Here is a 20,289-nt window from a genome sequence, read left to right on the forward strand (position 1 = left end):
TCCTTTGCCGGCCTGAAAAATCCGTGCATCCCCGCCATCGCTTGGCCATACTTGGCACAGACGCGACTCGGCCGTGGCCTGTCCGCAGGGCAGGGCGCGGCCGCAAACAACCCAGGGGGATTCCATGCTGGAGAATTATTTCAAGCTGGCGGAGAAGGGCACCTCGGTGAAGATCGAGCTGCTGGCCGGCCTCACCACCTTCCTCACCATGGCCTACATCATCTTCGTCAATCCGCTGATCATGTCGAAGGCCGGCATCGATCAGGGCGCGGCCTTCGTCGCCACCTGCCTCGGCGCGGCGCTGGCCAGCGCCTTGATGGGCCTCTGGGCCAAGTATCCGGTCGCGTTGGCGCCGGGCATGGGGCTCAACGCCTATTTCACCTATGGCGTGGTGCTCGGCATGGGCCACACCTGGCAGGTGGGTCTGGGCGCTGTCTTCCTCTCGGGCGTGATCTTCCTGATCATTTCGGTGCTGCCGATCCGCGAGAGGATCGTGAATGCCATTCCGATGTCGCAGAAGATGGCGATCGGCGCGGGCATTGGCCTGTTCCTCGCCATCATCGCGCTGGAGAATGCCGGTATCGTCGTCGCCCATCCGGCCACCATCGTCACGCTCGGCAAGATCGGCGCGCCGACAGCGCTGCTGGCCTGCCTCGGCTTCGTGCTGATCATCGCGCTGGACTACCGCAAGATTCCTGGTGCCATCATGATCGCCATCCTGGTGATCACGGTGCTGGGGATCGTGTTCGGCCTGTCGAAGTTCAACGGCATCTTCTCGGCCCCGCCCAGCCTGGCGCCGACCTTCCTGCAGATGGACATCATGGGCGCGCTGTCGGTGGGTCTGGTCTCCATCGTCTTCGCCTTCTTCATGGTCGACCTGTTTGACAATACCGGCACCCTGATCTCGATCGCGCCGCGCGCCGGCATGATGGACAGCGAGGGCAAGCTCAAGCGCATCGGGCCGGCCTTCATCACCGACTCGCTCGCCACCATGGTCGGTGCGGCGCTCGGCACCTCCACGGTGACCAGCTATATCGAGTCGGCGGCCGGCATCCGCGCCGGCGGCCGCAGCGGGCTCACCGCCGTGGTCGTCGCCGTGCTGTTCCTGGCCTCGATCTTCCTGGCGCCGCTGGCCACCAGCGTGCCGGCTTTCGCCACCGCGCCGGCGCTGTTCTTCGTCGCCTGCGTGATGTGCTCCAGCCTGGTCAAGGTCGACTGGGAGGATGTCACCGAATACGCGCCGGCCGTGGTCACGGCCGTCGCCATGCCGCTGACCTTCTCGATCGCCACCGGCATCGCGCTCGGCTTCATCGCCTATGTGGTGGGCAAGGCACTGTCGGGCCGGGTCAAGGATGTGCACCCGATCATGGCCGTGCTGGCGGTGCTCTTCGTGATCAAGCTGGCGGTTTCGTAAGCATTTCACTGACCTGGACGACGCGGGCGACGTCTTGGGTCGCCCGCGTTTTTCATGGTAGGATCTGCCCATGCAGGTCCGCACGCTTCTGCAAACCGAACAGATTCGCGTCATCGACTATCGCTGCGAAGCGGGGCCGGATGCGAAGCCGTTCGCGGAACAGCATACCGGCACCTCCATCTCCTTCGTGCGGCGAGGCAGTTTCGGCTACCGCTATCGCGGCAAGGCGCATGAGCTGGTGGCCGGCGCGGTGCTGACCGGCCATGCCGGCGACGACTTCACCTGCACCCATGACCATCACCTCTGCGGCGACGAATGCCTGTCCTTCAACCTGTCGCCGGCGCTGACCGACAGCCTGCATGACCGCAAGGAATTGTGGCGCATCGGCGCGCTGCCGCCGCTGCCCGGCCTGATGGTGCTGGGCGAGCTGGCGCAGGCCGCAGCCGATGGCAACAGCGATCTGGGGCTGGACGAGATCGGCCATGCCTTCGCTGCCCGTGTGGTCGGGACCGTCACCGGCAGCGAGGCCCCGTCGCCCGAGGGCACCGCGCGCGACCGCCGCCGCGCCGTGGAAACCGCACTGTGGCTCGATGCCCATGCCGATCAGGAGATCGACCTGGCGGCGGCGGCCTCGGAAGCGGGCCTGAGCCCGTTCCATTTCCTGCGTGTCTTCACCCGCGTGCTGGGCGTCACGCCGCATCAGTACCTGGTGCGTGCCCGTTTGCGCCGTGCCGCGCGCCTGCTCGTCGACAGCGACGCGCCGGTCACCGGCATCGCCTATGACGCGGGCTTTGCCGATTTGTCGAATTTCATGCGCAGCTTCCGCCGCGCCGCCGGTGTCACCCCGCGTGGCTTCCGCCAGGCCGCCCGGGGCAAGAACCGCAAGATTCTCCAAGAACGGCTCGCCCTGACGGCGTAATCCTGATCCTCCAGTTACGGAGGATTCGATGTACGACCATATCGGCCTGAAGGTGAAGAGCCTCGCCGCCAGCCGCGCCTTCTACACCGCTTTGCTCAAGCCGCTCGGTTTCGTGCCCGACAGTTCCGGCACCGGCTTCGGCCCACCCGATGCGCCCGCGCTCTGGCTATATGAGTCCAAGGACGCTCACGGCGGTACCCATGTCGCCTTCAGGGCGCCGGACCGCAAGGCCGTCGCTGCTTTCCATGCCGCTGGTCTGAAGGCCGGGGCGACGGACAATGGCGCGCCCGGCCTGCGTGAGGATTACAGCCCGACCTACTACGCCGGCTTCCTGCTCGACCCCGACGGGAATAACGTCGAAGCCGTCTGCATGGACTGAGAAGGGCGAGCGGTATGGCCAGCATCCACAAGGAAATCGCACTGGAGAACGCGCCCGCGCGCGTCTGGGATGTCGTGCGCGACACCGGCGCGCTCCATACACGCTTCTGCCCGGGCTTTGTCACCGATACCAAGCTGGAGTCCGGCGGCGCCTCGCGCATGGTCACCTTCGGCAATGGTCTGGTGGCGCGTGAACGCATCCTGCACCTGGATGAGGCGCGGATGCGGCTGGCCTATTCGGTCGAGCCCAACGAACGGCTCAGCCATCACAGCGCATCTTTCCAGGTCATCCCCGACGGCGGCGGCTGCCGTCTGGTCTGGACTGCCGATCTGCTGCCCGATGCGATGGCGCCGATAGTCGAAGGCATGATGGAACAGGGCATGGCGGCGGCGCAGAAAGCCCTGGAGAAAGCGTAACCGGAGAAGGCGTAACCGCGCCCTTCGTCGTCATTTCCGCCGGGGGATTAGCCTTCCTCGGTGGGAGTCCCGAGCCCAACCGGGATCCGGTATCCTGTCCGGGTGACGACGAAGTGCGGTTCGCGCCTTACTTGCGGACCGCCAGCCCGAGCAGGATGCCGCCCATCAGTACGACCACGCCGATGATCTCGGTGCGCGAGGGTTTTTCGCGGAACACCAGATAGGACATGAGGAAGGTGAAGATCATCTCGCTCATGCCCAGCATGCGGACATAGGCGGCGACCTGCAGCGCCATAGCGGTGAACCAGCCGGCTGATCCGGCGGCCGACGCCATGCCGACGATCAGCCCAGGCCGCCAGGCGGCGATCACACGGCGCAGCTCACCCGGCTCACGCAGCACCAGATAAATCAGCATCAGCGTGATCTGCAGCGCGATGGCATGCACCAGCGTGGTGGCGGCGGCCAGCGGCAGGAATTCCTCGTTCAGCGACAGCGAAGCAGCGCGAAAGCCGATGGCCGAGACGGCAAACAGCGCGCCCGAGCCGATACCGATCAGGGCCGACTTTTCCATCCAGCCGAATAGGAAGGACTTCAGCGCATTGTCGCTGCCCTTCAGCGAGATCAGCAGCACGCCGATGGTGCCGATCACGATGGCGGCGACGCCGCCCATGCTCACCGGCTCGGCCAGGATCAGCATGCCGAAGGCGGCGGCCTGCAAGGCTTCCGTCTTCGAGTAAGCCGTCGCGACCACGAAGTTGCGCATCGACAGCGCGAGGATGAGCAGGTTGGTCGCCAGAATCTGCGCCACGCCGCCCAAAGCCGTCCAGGCATAGAATTCCAGATGCGTGGCGGGCAGCGCGCGGCCGGTGAAATAGAGGCAGGCGGCGAGATAGGCGATCGCCAGCGGCAAGCCGTAGGCGAAGCGCACGAAGCTCGCGCCATTGGTGCTCAGCCGGCCTTTCAGCTGCTTCTGCAGGCCGGTGCGCACGGTCTGGCAGGCGGCGGCCCAGATGGTGATCGGTATCCATGCCCATTCCATGGTCATGGCGTAGCTTGGGGCTGTCGGCGGCGCAAATGAAAAGCGTGCAGGTCCCCCTTGAGGGGAATTCGCCGTTCAGCCCGCTTCGGCCATGGCATTCAGGTGATCGACCATGCGCTGGGCGGCGGGCAGCAGGGTGTCGTAGTCGCGGAAGCAGATCACGAAGCGCCGCAACGCCCAGCTATCGGTCAGCGGCACCATCACCACATTGCCCAGCCCCGTGTAGTTCCTGCCGACTTCGCTGGGCATGATGCCGAGCGCCAGGTTGGCGGCGACGACACGGAAGGCGGAATCGAAATTCGATACGATGATGCGGTTGGAGATGGTCTGGCCGGCGCGCGCGGCTGCGCGCTGCAGCATCACATGCACCGACGAGGCTGGCGGCAGGCTGACCTGCTCATAGCCGAAGGTCTGCTCGTACCGCAGGCTCTTGTGATGTGCCAGCGGGTGATCGGGATGCACCGCCACCGCCAGGTGATCGGTGCGATAGGGGCGATGTTCCACGCCGGTCAGGTCGGTATTGTCCCAGCAGATGCCGACCGAGGCGACGCCCTCGCGCAAAGACCGGATCACGTCGCGCGTCAGGCGCTCCTCGATATCCACCTTGATGGCGCGGTTGTCGGACGCGCGCATGAAGGCGGCGACATCGTCCAGCAGCGTCTCGGCGATGGCGGACGGCGAGGCCAGCATGCGCACATGGCCGCTTAAGCCCCCGCCATAGGCGGAGATGTCGGCCTCGATGCGCTCCAGGGTGAACAGCATGCTGCGCGCATGCTCGAGCAGGGCCTGGCCGGCCGGGGTCGGGCGCACGCCGCGGCGGCCGCGCATCAGCAGCGGCGTGCCGAGCTGGGCTTCCATCTGGGCGATGCGCTTACTGATGGCCGAGGCGGCAATATTCTCGGCCTCGCCGGCACGGGCGATATTCTGATGGTCGCAAACGGCAACCCACAGGCGCAGCGACGTCAGGTCCAGATCACGCATGGCAGTATCCTGCCATAGCTGCTTTAGACATTCCAGATGGGAAAGCCTAACGTTCCGAAATGGCAATTGTACGCCAAACCGGAATGGCTACTGTCCCGCGCCAGCCGGGCATGGTTAACCCCCGAGGGCTTGGGCACTCCATGAATCGTCCGATCATCATCCGCGAAGTCGGCCTGCGCGACGGGCTGCAGAGCATCGCCACCATTCTGCCGACCGAGCGCAAGCGCGAATGGATCCGCCGGGCTTACGAGGCCGGCCAGCGCGAGATCGAGGTCGGCTCCTTCGTGCCGAAGCATCTGCTGCCGCAACTCGCCGATACGGCGGAGCTGGTGGCCTTTGCCAAAACCCTGCCCGGGCTGTTCGTCTCCGTGCTGGTGCCGAATCTCAAAGGCGCCGAAGCCGCTTTCGCATCCGGCGCCGACCTGCTGCTGCTGCCGATCTCGGCCAGCTTGGCGCATAGCCGCGCCAATGTGCGCAAGGAGCCAGACGAGATGATCGCTGTGCTGGCGCAGATCCGCGCGATGCGCGATGCGATGGGCGCGAAGACCCTGGTAGAGGGCGGCGTCGGCACGGCTTTCGGCTGCACGTTGCAGGGCGCGGTCGATCCGGACGAGGTGTTGCGCCTGCTTGAAGCCGCGCTGAACGCTGGCGCGGATCGCGTCAGCCTGGCCGATACCGTGGGCTATGCCGACCCGGCCGGCGTCAAGGCGTTGTTCACCCGCGCCGTCGCATTGGCCGGCGACAAATTCTGGTGCGGTCATCTCCACGACACGCGTGGCCTTGCGCTGGCGAATGTCTATGCGGCGATGGAAACCGGTATCGCGCGCTTCGATGCCTCGCTCGCCGGCATCGGCGGCTGCCCGCATGCGCCGGGCGCCAGCGGCAACGTCACCACCGAGGATCTCGCTTATATGCTGGCCAGCATGGGCTGCCAGACCGGCATCGATCTGGAACAATTGCTGCGCCTGCGCGCCGATGTAGCGCAATGGCTGCAGGGCGAAAGCCTGCACGGAACATTGTGGCGCGCCGGCCTTCCCAAAACCATGCCAAAAGCAATGAGTGCATCCGTATGAGCAAGCTTCCGTTGCAGGGCCTCCGTGTCGTCGAGTTCACCCATATGGTGATGGGGCCGACCTGCGGCATGATCCTCGCCGATCTCGGCGCCGAGGTGATCAAGGTCGAGCCGCCGAACGGCGACCGCACGCGCAAGCTGCCGGGACTGGGCATCGGCTTTTTCCGCAGCTTCAATCGCAACAAGAAAAGCGTCGTGCTCGATGTCGACACCAAGGACGGCCTGTGCAAGGCGCTGAAGCTGCTCGATACGGCCGATGTGGTGATCGAGAATTTCCGTCCCGGCCGCATGGCCTCGCTCGGCCTGGATTACATCACGCTGTCAGCGCGCAATCCCGGTCTGATCTATGTCTCGCACAAGGGCTTCCTGCCGGGGCCGTATGAGCATCGCACGGCGTTGGACGAGGTCGTGCAGATGATGGGCGGGCTCGCCTATATGACCGGTCCGATTGGCCGGCCCCTGCGCGCCGGCACCTCGGTGAACGACATCATGGGTGGCATGTTCGGCGCCATCGGCGTGCTCGCGGCGATCGTCGAGCGCCGCGACACCGGCAAGGGTCAGGAAATCCAGAGCGCGCTGTTCGAGAACTGCGTTTTCCTTAATGCCCAGCATATGCAGCAGTATTCGATGACCGGCGAACCGCCGCCGCCGATGCCGTCGCGCGTCTCGGCCTGGAGCGTCTACGATGTCTTCACGCTGGCCAACGACCAGCAGCTTTTCATCGCGGCCGTCAGCGACAAGCAATGGTTGCAGCTCTGCGAGATCATCGACCGCCCCGACCTCGCGGCCGATCCCAGCCTGCGCACCAACGAGCAGCGCGTGGCGGCACGGCCCGGCTTGATCCAGCGCCTGGGCGAAACGCTGCGACTTTACAAGATCGATGAGCTGTCGGCGAAGCTGGAAGCCGCCGGCCTGCCCTATGCACCAATCGCCCGACCCGACCAGTTGGTCAGCGATCCGCATCTGAAGGCGAGCGGCAGTATTGCCCGGATGCAGACCGAGGATGGCGAGACCGATGTGGTGCTGCTGCCCTTGCGCATGGGTGGCCGCCGGCTGGGCGTGCGCCAGCCGCTGCCGGCGGTGGGCGAACATACAGAAGAGGTGCTGGCGGAGCTGGCGTCACCAAACCGGTACGAGCGATACTGACCGACCTGAACGATAAAAAAATGACGAGGAGACCTGCGATCATGACCTGCCTTATCAACCGCCGCGGCCTTGCGGTGCTTGCCGCCGCACTGCTGGTGCCCTCGTTCGCCATGGCGCAGCCGGCGGGCAAGGTGACCCGCATCATCCTGCCGGTCGGCGCCGGCTCGGGCGTCGATGGCGCCGCGCGCGTCATGACCGATGCGCTGTCGAAATCGCTCGGCCAGGGCATCGTGATCGAGAACCTGCCGGGCGCCGGCGGCGTCACCGGCACGGCGCAGATCGTGAAGGGGCCGAAGGATGGCAGCACCATCGGCATCGTCTCCAACAATCATGTCGTCAATCCCAGCGTCTACAAGGCGATCCCCTACGATACGCTGAACGACATCACGCCGATCATGGTGCTGGGCGCCACGCCCTTCGTGTTGGTGGCGCATCCGTCGGTGGAGGCGAAGACCATCCCCGAGCTGCTGGCGCTGGCCAAGGCCAAGCCGGGCATGCTGAACTACGCCTCCTCGGGCAACGGCACCATCATCCATCTCGCCGGTCAGATGCTGGTCAGCGAGGGCGGCGTCAGCATCACGCATGTGCCTTATCGTGCCACCGGCCAGATGGTCACCGACCTGCTCGGCGGCCAGGTGCAGCTCGGTTTCGTTGCCGTCAATGTCGCAAGCCAGCATGTGAAGGCCGGCACGCTCAAGGCGCTTGGCGTCTCGACGCCGACGCGCTCGCCGATGATGCCCGAGGTGCCCACCATCGCCGAACAGGGCCTGAAGAACTATGCGCTGGAGGGCTGGTTCGCCGTGATCGGTCCGGCCGGTCTGGCCAAGGACGACGTCGCGCGCATTCACAAGGCCTTCAAGGCGGCGCTGACCGATCCGCAGGTGCGCGATGCGCTGGTGGCGCAGGGCTATATCTTGCAGGGCGGCACGCCCGAGGACGCCAAGGCCTATTTCGCTTCGGAGATGACCCGCATGACCAGGCTGGTGGAGCAGGCGGGCCTGAAGCCGGAATGACCCCCGGATAAATTTCCTTTCCAGGCTGGGGAGCAGCTTTTAGGGTGGATGGCATAGACAGCCGCCCCAGGAGCCGTCATGCCCGCCGACCAGCCCTCCCATCACGTCCCGCAGGATTTCTCCGACCGCTTTGCGTTCGCGCTCGTGAAGTTCATGCGCTTTTTCGCCGATGCCTTTTTCGCCAAGCGCTACGGCCATCGCGCCGTGGTGCTAGAAACGGTCGCCGCCGTGCCCGGCATGGTCGGCGGCATGCTGGTGCATCTGAAATGCCTGCGCCGCATGAGTGACGATCGCGGCTGGATTCACACCCTGCTCGAAGAGGCCGAGAACGAGCGCATGCATCTGATGGTCTTTGTCACCATCGCCAAACCCAATGCGCTGGAGCGCCTGCTGGTGCTGCTGGTGCAGGGCGGCTTCTTCAACGCCTTCTTCCTGCTCTACCTGCTCGCGCCCAAGACCGCGCATCGCATCGTCGGTTACCTGGAGGAGGAGGCGGTGGTCAGCTACACGCAGTATCTGGCCGAAATCGATGCCGGCCGGCAGGAGAATATCCCCGCGCCGGAAGTGGCGATCACCTATTGGAAACTCGCGCCGGATGCCCGCCTGCGCGATGTGGTGCTGGCCACCCGGGCCGACGAGGGCAAGCACCGCGACGTCAATCACCGCTTCGCCGACATCCTGGCCGGCGAGCGGCCAGGCGCGAAACCCGCCGAGGCGTGATCCGTTCTAACCTATTGAAAATATTGGAAACCCCCGGGAAAAGCCGTCGGAAACCCTTGCGGCGCCCAAGGGCGGCGTCTACCAAGGCGCCATGACGTCCGCTTCTGTGATCATCGCCGTCGACGGCCCTGTCGCGGCCGGCAAGGGCACGCTGGCCCGCCGGCTGGCCGACCGCTACGGCTACGCCTATCTCGACACCGGCTCGCTCTACCGCGCCGTGGGCTCCAAGGTGCTGCGCCACATGGCCGACCCGGCCGACCCCGACGCTGCCGCCAAGGCTGCGGAATCGCTGGATGAATCCGATCTTGCCGCCGCCGACCTGCGGTCCGAGGCGGTCGGTCTCGCCGCCTCGAAGGTCGCCGCCATCCCCGCCGTCCGCGCCGCCCTGCTGGACTACCAGCGTCGGTTTGCCACCACGCCGCCCTCTGGCAAGGCCGGTGCCGTGCTGGATGGCCGCGATATCGGCACGGTGGTCTGCCCGGACGCAGCCGTGAAGCTGTTCGTGACCGCCCGCGACGAGGTTCGCGCGGAACGCCGCCATCGCGAGCTGGTCGACAAGGGTGAAACCGCCACATTTGAGCGGGTTCTGGCCGATCTGCGCCGCCGCGACGAGCAGGATCGCGCCAGAAGCGCCGCCCCGCTCAAGCCGGCGGACGATGCCCACTTGCTGGATACCTCGGATTTGGCTATAGAAGCGGCCGTTGCGGCGGCGGTGGAAATCGTTGCCTCGACCCTGAAGCGCTGACGCCCGTCTTCAGGTTCATCAACCAACCCTCCGGACCGTTTGCGTCGCGCCGGATGCCTGCTCGCCCCGAGGACGTTTTAATCGTCCGGCAGGCCACCAACCCCAGGGGCTCCTAGGAGACAATATGGCCAAGCGTCCTGCCGTTAAGGCTGCGGAAGAGTATTCCGCGGACAACGAGAATTTTGCCGCCCTGCTCGAAGAGTCGTTCACCTCGTCTTCCGCCATGGAAGGCTCGGTGGTGAAGGGCATCGTCGTCAGCATTGAGAACGACTTTGCGATCATCGATGTGGGCCTGAAGTGTGAAGGCCGCGTGCCGCTGAAGGAATTCGCGGGTCCGGGCCGTGCCGCCGAGATCAAGGCTGGCGACGTCGTCGAGGTCTTCCTCGACCGTATCGAAAATGCCATGGGCGAAGCGGTCATCAGCCGCGACAAGGCCCGCCGTGAAGAAGCCTGGGAAAAGCTGGAGCAGAGCTTCAACGCCAACCAGCGCGTCGAAGGCGTGATCTTCGGCAAGGTCAAGGGCGGCTTCACTGTCGACCTGTCCGGCGCCGTCGCCTTCCTGCCCGGCAGCCAGGTTGACGTCCGCCCGGTGCGCGACATCGGCCCGCTGATGGGTCAGCCGACCCCGTTCCAGATCCTGAAGATGGATCGTCGCCGCGGCAACATCGTTGTCTCGCGTCGCGCCGTGCTCGAAGAGAGCCGCGCCGAAGCCCGCAGCGAACTGGTGTCCAACCTCAAGGAAGGCCAGATCCTCGACGGCGTGGTCAAGAACATCACCGATTACGGTGCGTTCGTTGATCTCGGCGGCGTCGACGGCCTGCTGCATGTCACCGACATCGCCTGGCGTCGCGTGAACCATCCTTCCGAAGTGCTGTCCATCGGCCAGACCGTCAAGGTGCAGGTGATCCGCGTCAATCCGGAAACCCAGCGCATCTCGCTCGGCATGAAGCAGCTGGAAGCCGATCCGTGGGAAGGCGTGAAGGTCAAGTATCCGGTCACCGCCCGCTTCATGGGCCGCGTCACCAACATCACCGACTACGGCGCCTTCGTGGAGCTGGAGCCGGGCGTGGAAGGTCTCGTGCACGTGTCCGAGATGAGCTGGACCAAGAAGAACGTCCATCCGGGCAAGATCGTTTCGACCTCGCAGGAAGTCGAAGTGATGGTGCTCGAGGTCGATCCGGCCAAGCGCCGCATCAGCCTGGGCCTGAAGCAGTGCATGTCCAACCCGTGGGACGGCTTCGCCGAGAAGCATCCGATCGGTTCGGGCATCGAAGGCGAGATCAAGAACATCACCGAATTCGGTCTGTTCATCGGTCTCGACGGCGGTGTCGACGGCATGGTGCATCTGTCCGACCTCGACTGGAACAAGGCTGGCGAACAGGCCATCACCGAGTACAGCAAGGGCCAGATCGTGAAGGCGCAGGTTCTCGACATCGACGTCGAGAAGGAGCGCATCTCGCTCGGCATCAAGCAGCTCGCGAACGACCCGTTCCAGTCGCTGGGTGATCTCAAGAAGGGCAGCGTCGTCACCTGCACGGTGGCCGCGGTCGATCCGAAGGGTCTGTCGGTCAGCGTCGGCGACGGCGTGCAGGGCTACATCCGCCGCACCGAGCTGAGCCGCGATCGCGACGAACAGCGCCCCGACCGCTTCTCGGTCGGCGACAAGCTGGACGCCAAGATCGTCACCATCGACGGCAAGGCCCGCAAGCTGACCCTGTCGGTCAAGGCGCGCGAGATGGAAGAGGATCGCAAGGCGATGGAACAGTTCGGTTCCACGGACTCCGGTGCGTCGCTCGGCGACATCCTGGGCGCCGCCATGCGCAAGAAGAAGGACGACGAGGCCGGCCAGTAATCTGGCAGCCTCCAAGCTCTGAAAAGACAGAACCCCGGCGGAGCGATCCGCCGGGGTTTTTCTTTGCGTGCCTATTGTTTGAGTGGCAGTTTTACGAGGGGCGATGCAATAGGGGTGAATATCTATGCATGCAGCGGAAAAAATATCGTTAGTGAAATCTGTAAGCGGTCGGCTGGGGAAAGAGTTTCGAGCGGTATCTCATCCTCAGCACCCCTATCTCATAGAGACGCCGGATATTCTCATCGGTGGTAATGGAATTCTAACAGCACTATTCATTCCAAATTCGCGGGAATCTCCGTCCTCTCCACGACTGAAGGCTCGACTTATTGGGGCGCGTTTGGCGCTTCCAGTTAATACTAGATGTATTCTGGTGTATGGCGGAGAGCAGTCTTCTTTAAATGGTTGGCCGCACTACAGCTTTGATGAGGTTCTGCCGCTTTCGGAGCGCGAAATTTCTTACTTGGCTTCTACTCGGGATGTTGTCGTTAAAGATTCTGAAAATCTAATTAAGCAAAGATTGTTTAACGCAAAGCGTTCATCGCTGGCTTTACAACTTTCTCAGATCGCTCTTCGACGAGATCGGGGACGAACTTCCCCTGCACATTCTAAGGGCGCTTTCGAAAACTTCTTCTCTTCATATGCGAAGCGCGGCTTGCCTCATAGGATTGGAACAAAAAGCGCTGGAACTTGGAGTCAGTGGCGAAAAATAAATGTCTATCATCAGGATGATCGACTGCTAATAGAGCAGATTTCACCAGGTAGAAAGGCAATAGAGGCATCCATTCGCACAGCTATTCTGAATGAATATATTCTTGATAATGGCGTCCCATATTTTGGTGACCATGAGATGCCAATCTTTTTTTCTGCTGACAGAGGAGCGGATGATGATGTGGACTATTTGATGGCTGCATCATTGGCTGGTTTGGTCATAGGGCCAGCCGAGGCGATTGAAGAGTTCATGATCTTGGAGAGAATTGCGAAAGGACGGGGGTTGAGGTTTTCCGATGTTTCTCGTTGGTTGCGGGGTGGCGAACATGCCTCATCGCAAAGCTGAAACGTTGGCTGTTTTAATAAACGGATCGGCAAAAATTCCCCCAGGGGATAGAGGGACAATAATTGCAGAGCTGACCGAGGTGGGTCAGATCAAGAAAATGGCCCCGAATAGGCGTCGAGAACTGCTGCAGCTGATACATGCAATGAGGGCTTTTGACAGCTCTTTGTCGGCCCTCGCGCATCATTATGGATGCGCTCCACCGTTCCCAACTATGGGCAGACACCTAATAGAGTTTGCCAATGCAGCAGGGGTGCCATTCACCCACCAGCATCGCACTTATTATCAGAATCGTTTGGTGAATAGACGCAACCAATTGATGCACAAAGCAGGAAGCTATCCTGCCGGAGCGCAGGACGTTATCACCTTGATAAATTTGATGTACGGTTGCGTATCTAGACTGTTGTAGTTTTAAACTCGCGCGCCGGCCAGCGGATCGAAATACAGCGCGATCTTCTTGGCCATCTGCTTGTCCGCGCAGGTGTATTTCATCGCCACCATGCCGTCGTCGGTATAGCGCACCACGTCGCCCACGGCGTCGAAGGTGATCTGCAGCTTCGGGTTCTTGATCTTCACCGTCAGTTTAAGCTCCTCGCCCTCGAAGAAGGTGCCGGTGATCGGCCCGAACAGCAGGCCGCGCACGCTCCAGTTCTTCAGCGGGATGCGGTTGCCTTCCAGCACCACATGGTCTTCCGGGCCGCACTGGTTACGGGTGGCCTTGCGTTGGTCGCCGCTGGCCAGGCGCGGGATCAGCGGATCGAGGATGCCCAGGAAGGCTTCGCGGCGATGGTCCGACAGGCCGACGCTGATCAGCTTCTTGCGCAGTTCCTGCGCGATCTCCACCTTTTCCTCGATGGTATAGGCGGGATCGACGAATTCCTTTTCCAGATCGCGATGCTCGAACAGGTATGAAATGTACTTGAGCAGGATTTCCTTCGGCCCGTCGCCGATGCTTTCCTCGAACAGCTTCAGACCCTGCATGAGCTTGGGTGCCGAGAAATGCCCCGGGATCAGACGCGCCAGCTTTTCCGAAGTCACCAGCCGCACCATGCGCTTTTCGAACAGGTCGGCCGCGCCCAGTTCCAGCGCGAAATCGCGCTCCTTGGTCAGCAGTGCATAAACCTGGCGGGTGGCATCGAATTCCTCGACCGGCTCTTCCGACAGCAGCGGCACCGACGAGATCAGCAGGCGGCGGATCAGCTGGATCACCGCATCGCGCAGCGCCGGCATCTTGTGCTTGGCCGCCACTGCGTTCAGGCGGCGCGCGATCTCGGTTTCAAAGGCGTGATCATCGACGGCATAACGCTGGTCGAGCAGCGACATGAACTGGATGATGCGGATCCGCGCATCGCGGAACTTGCCCAGCAACTCCGGCACTGCGCTCTTGCCCTGCAGGATTTCGGCCAAGGCCTCGTCCAGGATGGTGGCCGCGGAGGCGTCGATGCCATCGTCAAACAGCGCGAGGCAGCGCTCGGCCTTCTCGGTCCAGGTCTTGCACATCTCCACGTGATGCGCGAGCGCGCAGTAGGCAATGCGGGTGCCGTAGAGTGGATCGGAGGTGGTGAGCTGCGCCAGCAGGCGATGGGTCAGTGCCGTGGTGGGCAGGCGCTTCTCGAAGGCCTCCACCTGGGTGATCGCTGCCGTGGTGATGGCGTAGAGTTTCTTCACCTTGTCGCGCACCGGCGAATTGGTCGCCTGGGCCTGCGCCACAGCGGCCTTCTGCACCAGGGCGGCGCAGAGATTCTCGGCGCCGTTCAGCAGCTTTGCATGGCCGCTGTGATGCAGCAGCTCGAAGGGCGACAGGATGTTCTCGTCGAAATAGTCGCGGCAGATGCGGCCGATCATGATGCGCGCACGCCGTTCAGAGAGCGAATGGGCGTCCTGACACAGAACAACCCCGCTGCCAACCTCAGTAACCCCCGATGGCGCGTTCACTGTATTCCAGCCTTCTATGCAACGCCTGCCCTTATGCACCCATTATGACAGGGCCTTCCGCGAAGGGAAGGGTAAGGCTGTTGATTCTATTAGAAATCGGGTCGACCTGGGCCCTATGCAAACCGCAAATTGTCCGGCCTGCAACCGCCTGGTCCAGTGCCTGCGGAATAGGCGATCGGGTCGGTCGCCTAATCAACTTGGGTTATCGTTTGGGGTGACGTCCACCCGGATTGGTTACCGGCAGCGCCTTGGCCAGCGGGGAGATCGGACGCTCGGCGAATTTCCCCAGGGTGATCAGCCGGTCGTACATCACGATGGCGCCAGCGACACCCACATTCACGCAGAAGCTGGTGGGGATCTTGATCACATGATCGCAGCGGCTGACCAGCTCGGGGCTCAGCGACCCCATTTCCGGACCCAGCACATAGGCCGCCCGCAGGGGGTGACGGAAGCTCGGCAATTCGATGGCCTCGTCCAGCAGCTCGATGCCCACCAGCTTGCAGCCGGTCGGCAGGCTCAACTCGGCCGCCGAGTCGTAGGTGTACCAGGGCAGGTTATGGGGGGTCTTGCTGGTGTCCGAGCGCGCCGCGTTCACCGAATAGGTGGCGGCGATGGTGAAGACGAAACTGCCGCCGAAGGCATGCGCCGTGCGGAAGAGATTGCCGGCATTCATGGGCTTGCTCATGCCCTCGACGCCGATTCCGAAAAAGCCGCGCATCGCCAGCCCCGTCCTGTCCGTGTATAAAGCCACCGGTTTCAAGACAGGAGTAAAGCCATGGGCCAACCCTTCGCCCCCCTGCCTGCGCCCGGTGCGCGGCCCTTTATTGTCGAGGTCCGGCGCGGCGCGCAAGTGGAAAGCCGCCATCCCGTGCTGGCGGTGATCACGGATGCCGCCGGCAAAACGGTGGCCGCCTGGGGCGAACCCGAAGCCATGATCTTCCCGCGCTCGTCCAACAAGGCGATCCAGGCCCTGCCGCTGGTCGAAAGCGGCGCGGCCGATGCCTTCGGCCTCAGCCTGAAGGAGCTGGCCATGTCGGGCGCCAGCCATGGCGGCGAAGCGGCCCATACCGAGACGGTGGCGGCCTGGCTCCAGCGCATTGGCCGCACGCCAGACGATCTAGAATGCGGCGCGCACTGGCCCTATCACGAGGAAACCGCGCGGCAGATCGCGCGCCGCCAGGAAGCGCCGACCAACCTGCACAACAACTGCTCGGGCAAGCATGCCGGCATGGTCTCGGTGGCGACCCATCTGGGCGAGGATATCCGCGGCTATGTGAAGCCCGACCATCCGGTGCAGCGCCGCGTCACGGCTGCGATTGAAGATGTTTGTGGCGTCAGGATTGATCCGGCCACCATCGCGGTCGATGGCTGCTCGATGCCGACCATGGCGATTCCGCTGCGCAACCTGGCCTGGGGCTTTGCCCGCTTCGTCACCGGTCAGGGCCTGTCGCCCGCGCGCGCCAAAGCCGCGCAGCGCATTGCCGCTGCCGTTGCGGCCGAGCCTTTCTACGTGGCTGGCAGCGGCCGCTTCTGCACGGCGGTGATGGAGGCCGGCAAGGGGCGTTTCATCGCCAAGACCGGCGCCGAGGGCGTCTATACCGCCGCCTCGGCCGAACTGGGCCTGGGGATTGCGCTGAAGGTGCTGGATGGCACGGCGCGTGCGGCTCAAACAGCACTTGGCGGCCTGCTCGAGCATCTCAAGCTGCTGGACGATACCGGCCGCGAGCATGTGCGTCCGCTGGTCGAGCAGTCGCTGAACAACTGGCGCGGCATCAATGTCGGCAGCATCGGGCTGGAGCCGCCGGCTTTCTGAAGATGATTAGTTGATCGGCTGGGCCAGCGCGATGGCGAGCGCGTCATCGGCGGCCACCGCCTGGCCCACGTCGCGGCCGGCATAGGGCGCGACCAGGCGCGCGAGATTGAGCAGCCAGGCCATGCGGCGGCGCAGTTTCGCGAGACTGTCGCGCACGTCGGGTGTCGCCTGCGATACCATCACGGTGGCGAGTGCGGGCAGGCGCGGCGGTATCAAGCCACGGTCGTAGCGCATCAGTGAATAGAGGAACAGCAGCAGGTCGCGCGCCTGCTTTTCCGCCAGGCTCATGCCGGGCAGCGCGTGATCCTCGAGATCGAGCAGGCCGGGAGTATCGTCGGCCCAGCTGAAATTGCGGATCTGCGCGCCGCCATGCCACAGGCCGGCATGATGCAGGCGCATCAGCAGATCGCCGGCATTGGAAATCATCTGCCAGCGCCGGTCGGTATCGCTCTCGGCATTCAGCCGGTCTTCCAGCGCCATGCCGGAATCGCCCAGCACCAGCCATTGCCCGGTGCAGGCCAGCACCGGCGGCACCGGAAAGCCGGCCGCGGCCAGCTTGCGGATGGCTTCGGCCTCGGCGGCAAGGCCGAGCGCGCCGCTCTGGTCGCGCGCCGGCTGCAGGATCGGCAGCGCGAAGAGGCCGGCGATGACGCGCTGCAGCAGCACCGAGGAGCGCAGGCGCGGCTTGCCCGTGGTCTTGATCCAGAGCTTGCGGCCGCCATAGGTGAGCGAGAAGACGCGGGTCAGTGCAGTTTCGCGCAGACTGCGGATCAGGTCCTGCAGGTCCGGGTTGGCGGCAAGGTCGTCGACCGGCGCGGCCCCGCTCATGAACGCGGCTTCAGCCTCGCATTGGGGCCATAGCCGATGCTGTTCTGGCGCAGGCTATCGCGCAGCATGTCGAGCATCGCCGCCGCCTGCAGCTGTTCGCCCGCGATCAGCTTGGCGTTGTCCTGCAGCGCGGCCTCAGCCTCGGCCGCCGCCTTCTTCCAGGCCTCGCGCTCCTGCGGCGTGGCCTGGTCGCGGCGCGGCGCCAGCGTCGCCATGCTGTCCTGCAGGGCGGCGTGATATTCTCCCTTGCGCGCGGTCAGCGCCTCGAAGCCCTGGCGTTCGCCACGCTGCAGTGCCTCGGTTTCGGCGCGCACGATGCGGGTGAAGGTCTCGGCCAGCGCGATCAGCCCGGCAAAGCCTGCGGCGGTGACGGCGGGCGGGAAGTCGATCGGGCCGCTCATGATCCGTGCGCTCCGGCCTGATTGAGATGCGCCTCGGGCCCGGCTTTCTGCAGCGCCACCAGGGTCTGCTCGATCACCTCGCGGCCCAGGTCGCGGGTGATGAAGACGATGCGCGAGCGACGGTCGGCATCGGGCCAGGCCGGCAGCGTGGCCGGCGGATGGAACAGGTGCTGCACGCCGTGGATCACCACCGGGCGGTCGACGCCGGCGACATTCACCAGGCCCTTCACGCGCAGCAGGTTGTCGCCGCGATAGGCGGCCAGCAGGTCGAGCCAGGTGGCCATGGTGTTCCACTCGAAGGGCTCGTCGAAGGTCAGGCAGAAGGACTGGATCGAGGCGTCGTGACGGTTCACGTCCAGCTTGCCCTCGGCGGTCTGGAAATGCTGGTGGCCATGATCGTGCCCGTGATCATGGCCGTGATCATGGTGATGATGTCCATGGTCATGATCATGATGATGGTCGTGATCGTGGCCCTGTTCGTAGGATTCGGCGCGCAGCCAGTTCTGCACGTCGAAGCTCTTGGTCGTCGGATCATAGAGCCCGGCGTTGAACAGCTGCTTCGGCGCGATATCGCCGCCGATTGCCGTGAAGACGGCGGCGCCCGGATTGAGATGCTGCAGGCGATGGCGCAGGGTCTGCACCAGCTTGCTCTCGGCCAGGTCGGTCTTGGTCAGCACCAGCCGGTCGGCGACGGCGGCCTGCTTCACGGCTTCGATGTGATGGTCCAGCGTGCTGTCGCCGTTCACGGCATCGACCAGGGTCACCACGCTTTCCAGGCGATAGCGCTCGGCCACCACCGGGTCGCTCATCAAAGTGTGCAGGACGGGGGCAGGGTCGGCCAGACCGGTCGTCTCGATCACCACGCGCTTGAACGGCTTGATCTCGCCCTTGTCGCGCTTGGCGGTCAGGTCGCGGAAGGTGTTCACCAGGTCGCCGCGCACGGTGCAGCACAGGCAGCCCGAGCTGAGCAGCACGGTGTCTTCCTGGCTCGAGGCGATCAGCGCATGGTCGAGCCCGATCTCGCCGAACTCGTTCACGATCACGGCGGTCTCGCCCATGTCGGGATGGCGCAGCAGGCGGTTCAGCAGCGTGCTCTTGCCGGCGCCGAGGAAGCCGGTGATCACCGAAACCGGCAGGCGATGGTCGATCTGGTCTGACATGACGCGGAACTCCTAATCAGCGGAGTATTTTGGGCGGCAGGGCGGCGCTGTCCAGCCCCCGAAGCACAGGATGCGGCTTACAGCGACCAGTATTGCAGGCCGTCGGGCAACGCGCGGCCGCGCCACAGGCTTTTCAGGTCGGCGACCAGGCCGCCGGCCTTGACCAGCCGGGCCAGCGCCGCGTTGTCGAGCTCGGCATATTCCTTGTGCCGCACGGCGGCCAGCACGGCGTCGAAGCCCGACAGCTGGTCCAGCCGGGGCGCCAGCATCAGGCCGTATTCGTGCTGCGCCTCGTTGGCGTCGGCCTGCGGGTCGTGGATGGTGATGCTGTGGCCGAGCTTGCCGAGCGCGGCGATCAGGTCGACCACCTTGGAATTGCGCAGGTCGGGCACGTCTTCCTTGAAGGTGATGCCCAGCACCAGAACCTTGGCCTTGGGCTTGAGCTGCTCGGAGATGCGCTCGGCGACCCAGGCGCTCATGCCGTCGTTGATGGCGCGGCCCGACAGGATGATGCGGGCATGGTGGCCCAGCTCCTCGGCGCGATGCGCGAGATAATAGGGATCGACGCCGATGCAGTGGCCGCCGACCAGGCCGGGCTGGAACTTGAGGAAGTTCCACTTGGTGCCGGCGGCCTCCAGCACGTCATGGGTTGAGATGCCCATCTTGCCGAAGATCATGGCGATCTCGTTGACGAAGGCGATGTTGATGTCGCGCTGCGCGTTCTCGATCACCTTGGCGGCCTCGGCCGTCTTGATGGTCGGCGCCAGATGGATGCCGCCGCTGGTGATGCGGCCATAGATGTCGGCGAGCTGTGCGGCGACGGTGGGCGTCTGGCCGGCCACCACCTTGGTGATCTTGTCGACGGTATGCACCTTGTCGCCGGGATTGATGCGCTCGGGAGAATAGCCGAGGAAGAAATCCTTGCCGCAGGTCAGGCCCGACAGTTCTTCCAGGATCGGGCCGCAGATATCCTCGGTCACGCCGGGATAGACGGTGCTTTCATAGACAACGATGGCGCCGGGCGCCGGAGCGGTCTTCAGCGCCATGCCCACGGTGCGCGAGGCCGAGCGCACGGGCTTGAGGTCGGGGACGTTGTTCTCGTCCACCGGGGTCGGCACGGTGACGATATAGATGGTCTGGCCTGTCAGGTCGGCGGCCTCGCAGCTCAAACGGAGCGTGCTGGCACGCAGGGCCGGGGCCTCGATCTCGCGGGTCCGGTCATGGCCCTGCCGCAGCTCTTCCACCCGGCCGCGGTCGATATCGAAGCCGACCACCGGAAAATGCTTGGCCAGGGCCACGGCCAGCGGCAGGCCGACATAGCCGAGGCCGATAACCGCAATCTTGGGGGTGGGAGACGGGGAGGCGGACATGCCCGCGGGACCTTTCCTGAAACCGTGTCAGGGGG

General features: G+C 64.2%; 20 protein-coding genes. 12 read left to right on the top strand and 8 right to left on the bottom strand.

Features of this window, described 5'->3' with window-relative positions:
- The first annotated feature begins 124 nt into the window (after positions 1 to 124).
- From AC1RRT_RS11590 to AC1RRT_RS11605, 4 genes are all read left to right on the top strand, one after another.
- Positions 125 to 1,414 carry an NCS2 family permease gene (locus AC1RRT_RS11590; protein ID WP_493013953.1) on the top strand — a complete coding sequence of 430 codons (1,290 nt, stop codon included), beginning with the start codon at positions 125 to 127 and terminating at the stop codon, positions 1,412 to 1,414.
- Positions 1,415 to 1,484: 70 nt separating this feature from the next.
- A complete protein-coding gene (locus AC1RRT_RS11595) occupies positions 1,485 to 2,333 on the top strand; it encodes a helix-turn-helix domain-containing protein (protein WP_493013954.1) in 849 nt (282 codons plus the stop codon).
- Between the two features lie 28 nt (positions 2,334 to 2,361).
- Complete coding sequence (locus AC1RRT_RS11600) at positions 2,362 to 2,712, top strand: VOC family protein (RefSeq protein WP_493013955.1); 351 nt, start codon at positions 2,362 to 2,364, stop codon at positions 2,710 to 2,712.
- Between the two features lie 14 nt (positions 2,713 to 2,726).
- A complete protein-coding gene (locus AC1RRT_RS11605) occupies positions 2,727 to 3,128 on the top strand; it encodes an SRPBCC family protein (protein ID WP_493013956.1) in 402 nt (133 codons plus the stop codon).
- Positions 3,129 to 3,255: 127 nt separating this feature from the next.
- Here the strand turns inward: AC1RRT_RS11605 and AC1RRT_RS11610 are convergent, their stop codons facing one another.
- Both AC1RRT_RS11610 and AC1RRT_RS11615 read right to left on the bottom strand, forming a co-directional pair.
- On the bottom strand, positions 3,256 to 4,173 hold the full coding sequence (locus tag AC1RRT_RS11610) for an EamA family transporter (protein WP_493013957.1): 918 nt from the start codon (positions 4,171 to 4,173) through the stop codon (positions 3,256 to 3,258).
- 69 nt (positions 4,174 to 4,242) lie between these two features.
- Positions 4,243 to 5,148, bottom strand: coding sequence for a LysR family transcriptional regulator (locus AC1RRT_RS11615; protein WP_493013958.1), 906 nt, complete (start codon positions 5,146 to 5,148; stop codon positions 4,243 to 4,245).
- A 140-nt stretch (positions 5,149 to 5,288) separates the two neighbouring features.
- Here AC1RRT_RS11615 and AC1RRT_RS11620 point away from each other — a divergent pair, with 140 nt between their 5' ends.
- The 7 genes from AC1RRT_RS11620 (at position 5,289) to AC1RRT_RS11650 (ending at position 12,750) form a co-directional block, all read left to right on the top strand.
- On the top strand, positions 5,289 to 6,221 hold the full coding sequence (locus tag AC1RRT_RS11620; protein ID WP_493013959.1) for a hydroxymethylglutaryl-CoA lyase: 933 nt from the start codon (positions 5,289 to 5,291) through the stop codon (positions 6,219 to 6,221).
- Positions 6,218 to 7,366: a CaiB/BaiF CoA transferase family protein gene (locus AC1RRT_RS11625; protein ID WP_493013960.1), complete on the top strand. Its 1,149-nt coding sequence runs from the start codon at positions 6,218 to 6,220 to the stop codon at positions 7,364 to 7,366. The genes AC1RRT_RS11620 and AC1RRT_RS11625 overlap by 4 nt, the downstream gene beginning before the upstream one ends.
- Positions 7,367 to 7,407: 41 nt before the next feature.
- Positions 7,408 to 8,379 (top strand): tripartite tricarboxylate transporter substrate binding protein, encoded by a 972-nt coding sequence (locus AC1RRT_RS11630; protein ID WP_493013961.1) that lies wholly within the window; start codon positions 7,408 to 7,410, stop codon positions 8,377 to 8,379.
- Between the two features lie 78 nt (positions 8,380 to 8,457).
- Positions 8,458 to 9,099: an alternative oxidase gene (locus AC1RRT_RS11635; protein WP_493013962.1), complete on the top strand. Its 642-nt coding sequence runs from the start codon at positions 8,458 to 8,460 to the stop codon at positions 9,097 to 9,099.
- Positions 9,100 to 9,190: 91 nt separating this feature from the next.
- Positions 9,191 to 9,844, top strand: a complete 654-nt coding sequence (gene cmk / locus AC1RRT_RS11640) for a (d)CMP kinase (protein WP_493013963.1) — start codon at positions 9,191 to 9,193, stop codon at positions 9,842 to 9,844.
- A 124-nt stretch (positions 9,845 to 9,968) separates the two neighbouring features.
- On the top strand, positions 9,969 to 11,696 hold the full coding sequence (gene rpsA / locus AC1RRT_RS11645; protein WP_493013964.1) for a 30S ribosomal protein S1: 1,728 nt from the start codon (positions 9,969 to 9,971) through the stop codon (positions 11,694 to 11,696).
- Positions 11,697 to 11,820: 124 nt separating this feature from the next.
- Complete coding sequence (locus AC1RRT_RS11650) at positions 11,821 to 12,750, top strand: hypothetical protein (protein WP_493013965.1); 930 nt, start codon at positions 11,821 to 11,823, stop codon at positions 12,748 to 12,750.
- 408 nt (positions 12,751 to 13,158) lie between these two features.
- On the opposite strand, the gene AC1RRT_RS11655 is transcribed toward AC1RRT_RS11650, so the two are convergent.
- Together AC1RRT_RS11655 and AC1RRT_RS11660 are read right to left on the bottom strand one after the other, a co-directional pair.
- Entirely contained in the window at positions 13,159 to 14,592 is a 1,434-nt protein-coding gene (locus AC1RRT_RS11655) for a hypothetical protein (protein ID WP_493013966.1), read from the bottom strand.
- 292 nt (positions 14,593 to 14,884) lie between these two features.
- Positions 14,885 to 15,400, bottom strand: a complete 516-nt coding sequence (locus tag AC1RRT_RS11660; protein ID WP_493013967.1) for an RNA methyltransferase — start codon at positions 15,398 to 15,400, stop codon at positions 14,885 to 14,887.
- Positions 15,401 to 15,457: 57 nt separating this feature from the next.
- Here AC1RRT_RS11660 and AC1RRT_RS11665 point away from each other — a divergent pair, with 57 nt between their 5' ends.
- Complete coding sequence (locus tag AC1RRT_RS11665) at positions 15,458 to 16,495, top strand: asparaginase (RefSeq protein WP_493013968.1); 1,038 nt, start codon at positions 15,458 to 15,460, stop codon at positions 16,493 to 16,495.
- A gap of 6 nt (positions 16,496 to 16,501) precedes the next feature.
- Here AC1RRT_RS11665 and AC1RRT_RS11670 read toward each other — a convergent pair whose 3' ends face one another.
- The 4 genes from AC1RRT_RS11670 to AC1RRT_RS11685 all read right to left on the bottom strand — a co-directional run bounded on the left by AC1RRT_RS11670 (position 16,502) and on the right by AC1RRT_RS11685 (position 20,254).
- On the bottom strand, positions 16,502 to 17,323 hold the full coding sequence (locus AC1RRT_RS11670) for a BUD32 family EKC/KEOPS complex subunit (RefSeq protein ID WP_493013969.1): 822 nt from the start codon (positions 17,321 to 17,323) through the stop codon (positions 16,502 to 16,504).
- The gene (locus tag AC1RRT_RS11675; RefSeq protein WP_493013970.1) at positions 17,320 to 17,724 is read right to left on the bottom strand and encodes a hypothetical protein; all 405 of its coding nucleotides are present in this window, start codon (positions 17,722 to 17,724) and stop codon (positions 17,320 to 17,322) included. The genes AC1RRT_RS11670 and AC1RRT_RS11675 overlap by 4 nt, the downstream gene beginning before the upstream one ends.
- Positions 17,721 to 18,884, bottom strand: coding sequence for a CobW family GTP-binding protein (locus tag AC1RRT_RS11680; protein WP_493013971.1), 1,164 nt, complete (start codon positions 18,882 to 18,884; stop codon positions 17,721 to 17,723). Before AC1RRT_RS11680 ends, AC1RRT_RS11675 begins: the two co-directional genes overlap by 4 nt.
- Before the next feature lie 77 nt (positions 18,885 to 18,961).
- Positions 18,962 to 20,254: a nucleotide sugar dehydrogenase gene (locus AC1RRT_RS11685; protein WP_493013972.1), complete on the bottom strand. Its 1,293-nt coding sequence runs from the start codon at positions 20,252 to 20,254 to the stop codon at positions 18,962 to 18,964.
- Positions 20,255 to 20,289 lie beyond the last annotated feature (35 nt).

It is taken from the genome of Ferrovibrio sp. GW821-FHT12B10, assembly GCF_058807515.1.

What these genes read in the sequence shown, in the direction of transcription:
- AC1RRT_RS11675 (WP_493013970.1), bottom strand. Translation starts at nt 17,724, where the DNA reads ATGAGCGGCCCGATCGACTTCCCGCCCGCCGTCACCGCCGCAGGCTTT.
- AC1RRT_RS11635 (WP_493013962.1), top strand. Translation starts at nt 8,458, where the DNA reads ATGCCCGCCGACCAGCCCTCCCATCACGTCCCGCAGGATTTCTCCGAC.
- AC1RRT_RS11625 (WP_493013960.1), top strand. Translation starts at nt 6,218, where the DNA reads ATGAGCAAGCTTCCGTTGCAGGGCCTCCGTGTCGTCGAGTTCACCCAT.
- AC1RRT_RS11650 (WP_493013965.1), top strand. Translation starts at nt 11,821, where the DNA reads ATGCATGCAGCGGAAAAAATATCGTTAGTGAAATCTGTAAGCGGTCGG.
- AC1RRT_RS11610 (WP_493013957.1), bottom strand. Translation starts at nt 4,173, where the DNA reads ATGACCATGGAATGGGCATGGATACCGATCACCATCTGGGCCGCCGCC.
- cmk (WP_493013963.1), top strand. Translation starts at nt 9,191, where the DNA reads ATGACGTCCGCTTCTGTGATCATCGCCGTCGACGGCCCTGTCGCGGCC.
- AC1RRT_RS11680 (WP_493013971.1), bottom strand. Translation starts at nt 18,884, where the DNA reads ATGTCAGACCAGATCGACCATCGCCTGCCGGTTTCGGTGATCACCGGC.
- AC1RRT_RS11590 (WP_493013953.1), top strand. Translation starts at nt 125, where the DNA reads ATGCTGGAGAATTATTTCAAGCTGGCGGAGAAGGGCACCTCGGTGAAG.
- AC1RRT_RS11665 (WP_493013968.1), top strand. Translation starts at nt 15,458, where the DNA reads ATGGGCCAACCCTTCGCCCCCCTGCCTGCGCCCGGTGCGCGGCCCTTT.
- AC1RRT_RS11630 (WP_493013961.1), top strand. Translation starts at nt 7,408, where the DNA reads ATGACCTGCCTTATCAACCGCCGCGGCCTTGCGGTGCTTGCCGCCGCA.
- AC1RRT_RS11595 (WP_493013954.1), top strand. Translation starts at nt 1,485, where the DNA reads ATGCAGGTCCGCACGCTTCTGCAAACCGAACAGATTCGCGTCATCGAC.
- AC1RRT_RS11685 (WP_493013972.1), bottom strand. Translation starts at nt 20,254, where the DNA reads ATGTCCGCCTCCCCGTCTCCCACCCCCAAGATTGCGGTTATCGGCCTC.
- AC1RRT_RS11605 (WP_493013956.1), top strand. Translation starts at nt 2,727, where the DNA reads ATGGCCAGCATCCACAAGGAAATCGCACTGGAGAACGCGCCCGCGCGC.
- AC1RRT_RS11655 (WP_493013966.1), bottom strand. Translation starts at nt 14,592, where the DNA reads ATGATCGGCCGCATCTGCCGCGACTATTTCGACGAGAACATCCTGTCG.
- AC1RRT_RS11615 (WP_493013958.1), bottom strand. Translation starts at nt 5,148, where the DNA reads ATGCGTGATCTGGACCTGACGTCGCTGCGCCTGTGGGTTGCCGTTTGC.
- AC1RRT_RS11670 (WP_493013969.1), bottom strand. Translation starts at nt 17,323, where the DNA reads ATGAGCGGGGCCGCGCCGGTCGACGACCTTGCCGCCAACCCGGACCTG.
- AC1RRT_RS11600 (WP_493013955.1), top strand. Translation starts at nt 2,362, where the DNA reads ATGTACGACCATATCGGCCTGAAGGTGAAGAGCCTCGCCGCCAGCCGC.
- AC1RRT_RS11660 (WP_493013967.1), bottom strand. Translation starts at nt 15,400, where the DNA reads ATGCGCGGCTTTTTCGGAATCGGCGTCGAGGGCATGAGCAAGCCCATG.
- AC1RRT_RS11620 (WP_493013959.1), top strand. Translation starts at nt 5,289, where the DNA reads ATGAATCGTCCGATCATCATCCGCGAAGTCGGCCTGCGCGACGGGCTG.
- rpsA (WP_493013964.1), top strand. Translation starts at nt 9,969, where the DNA reads ATGGCCAAGCGTCCTGCCGTTAAGGCTGCGGAAGAGTATTCCGCGGAC.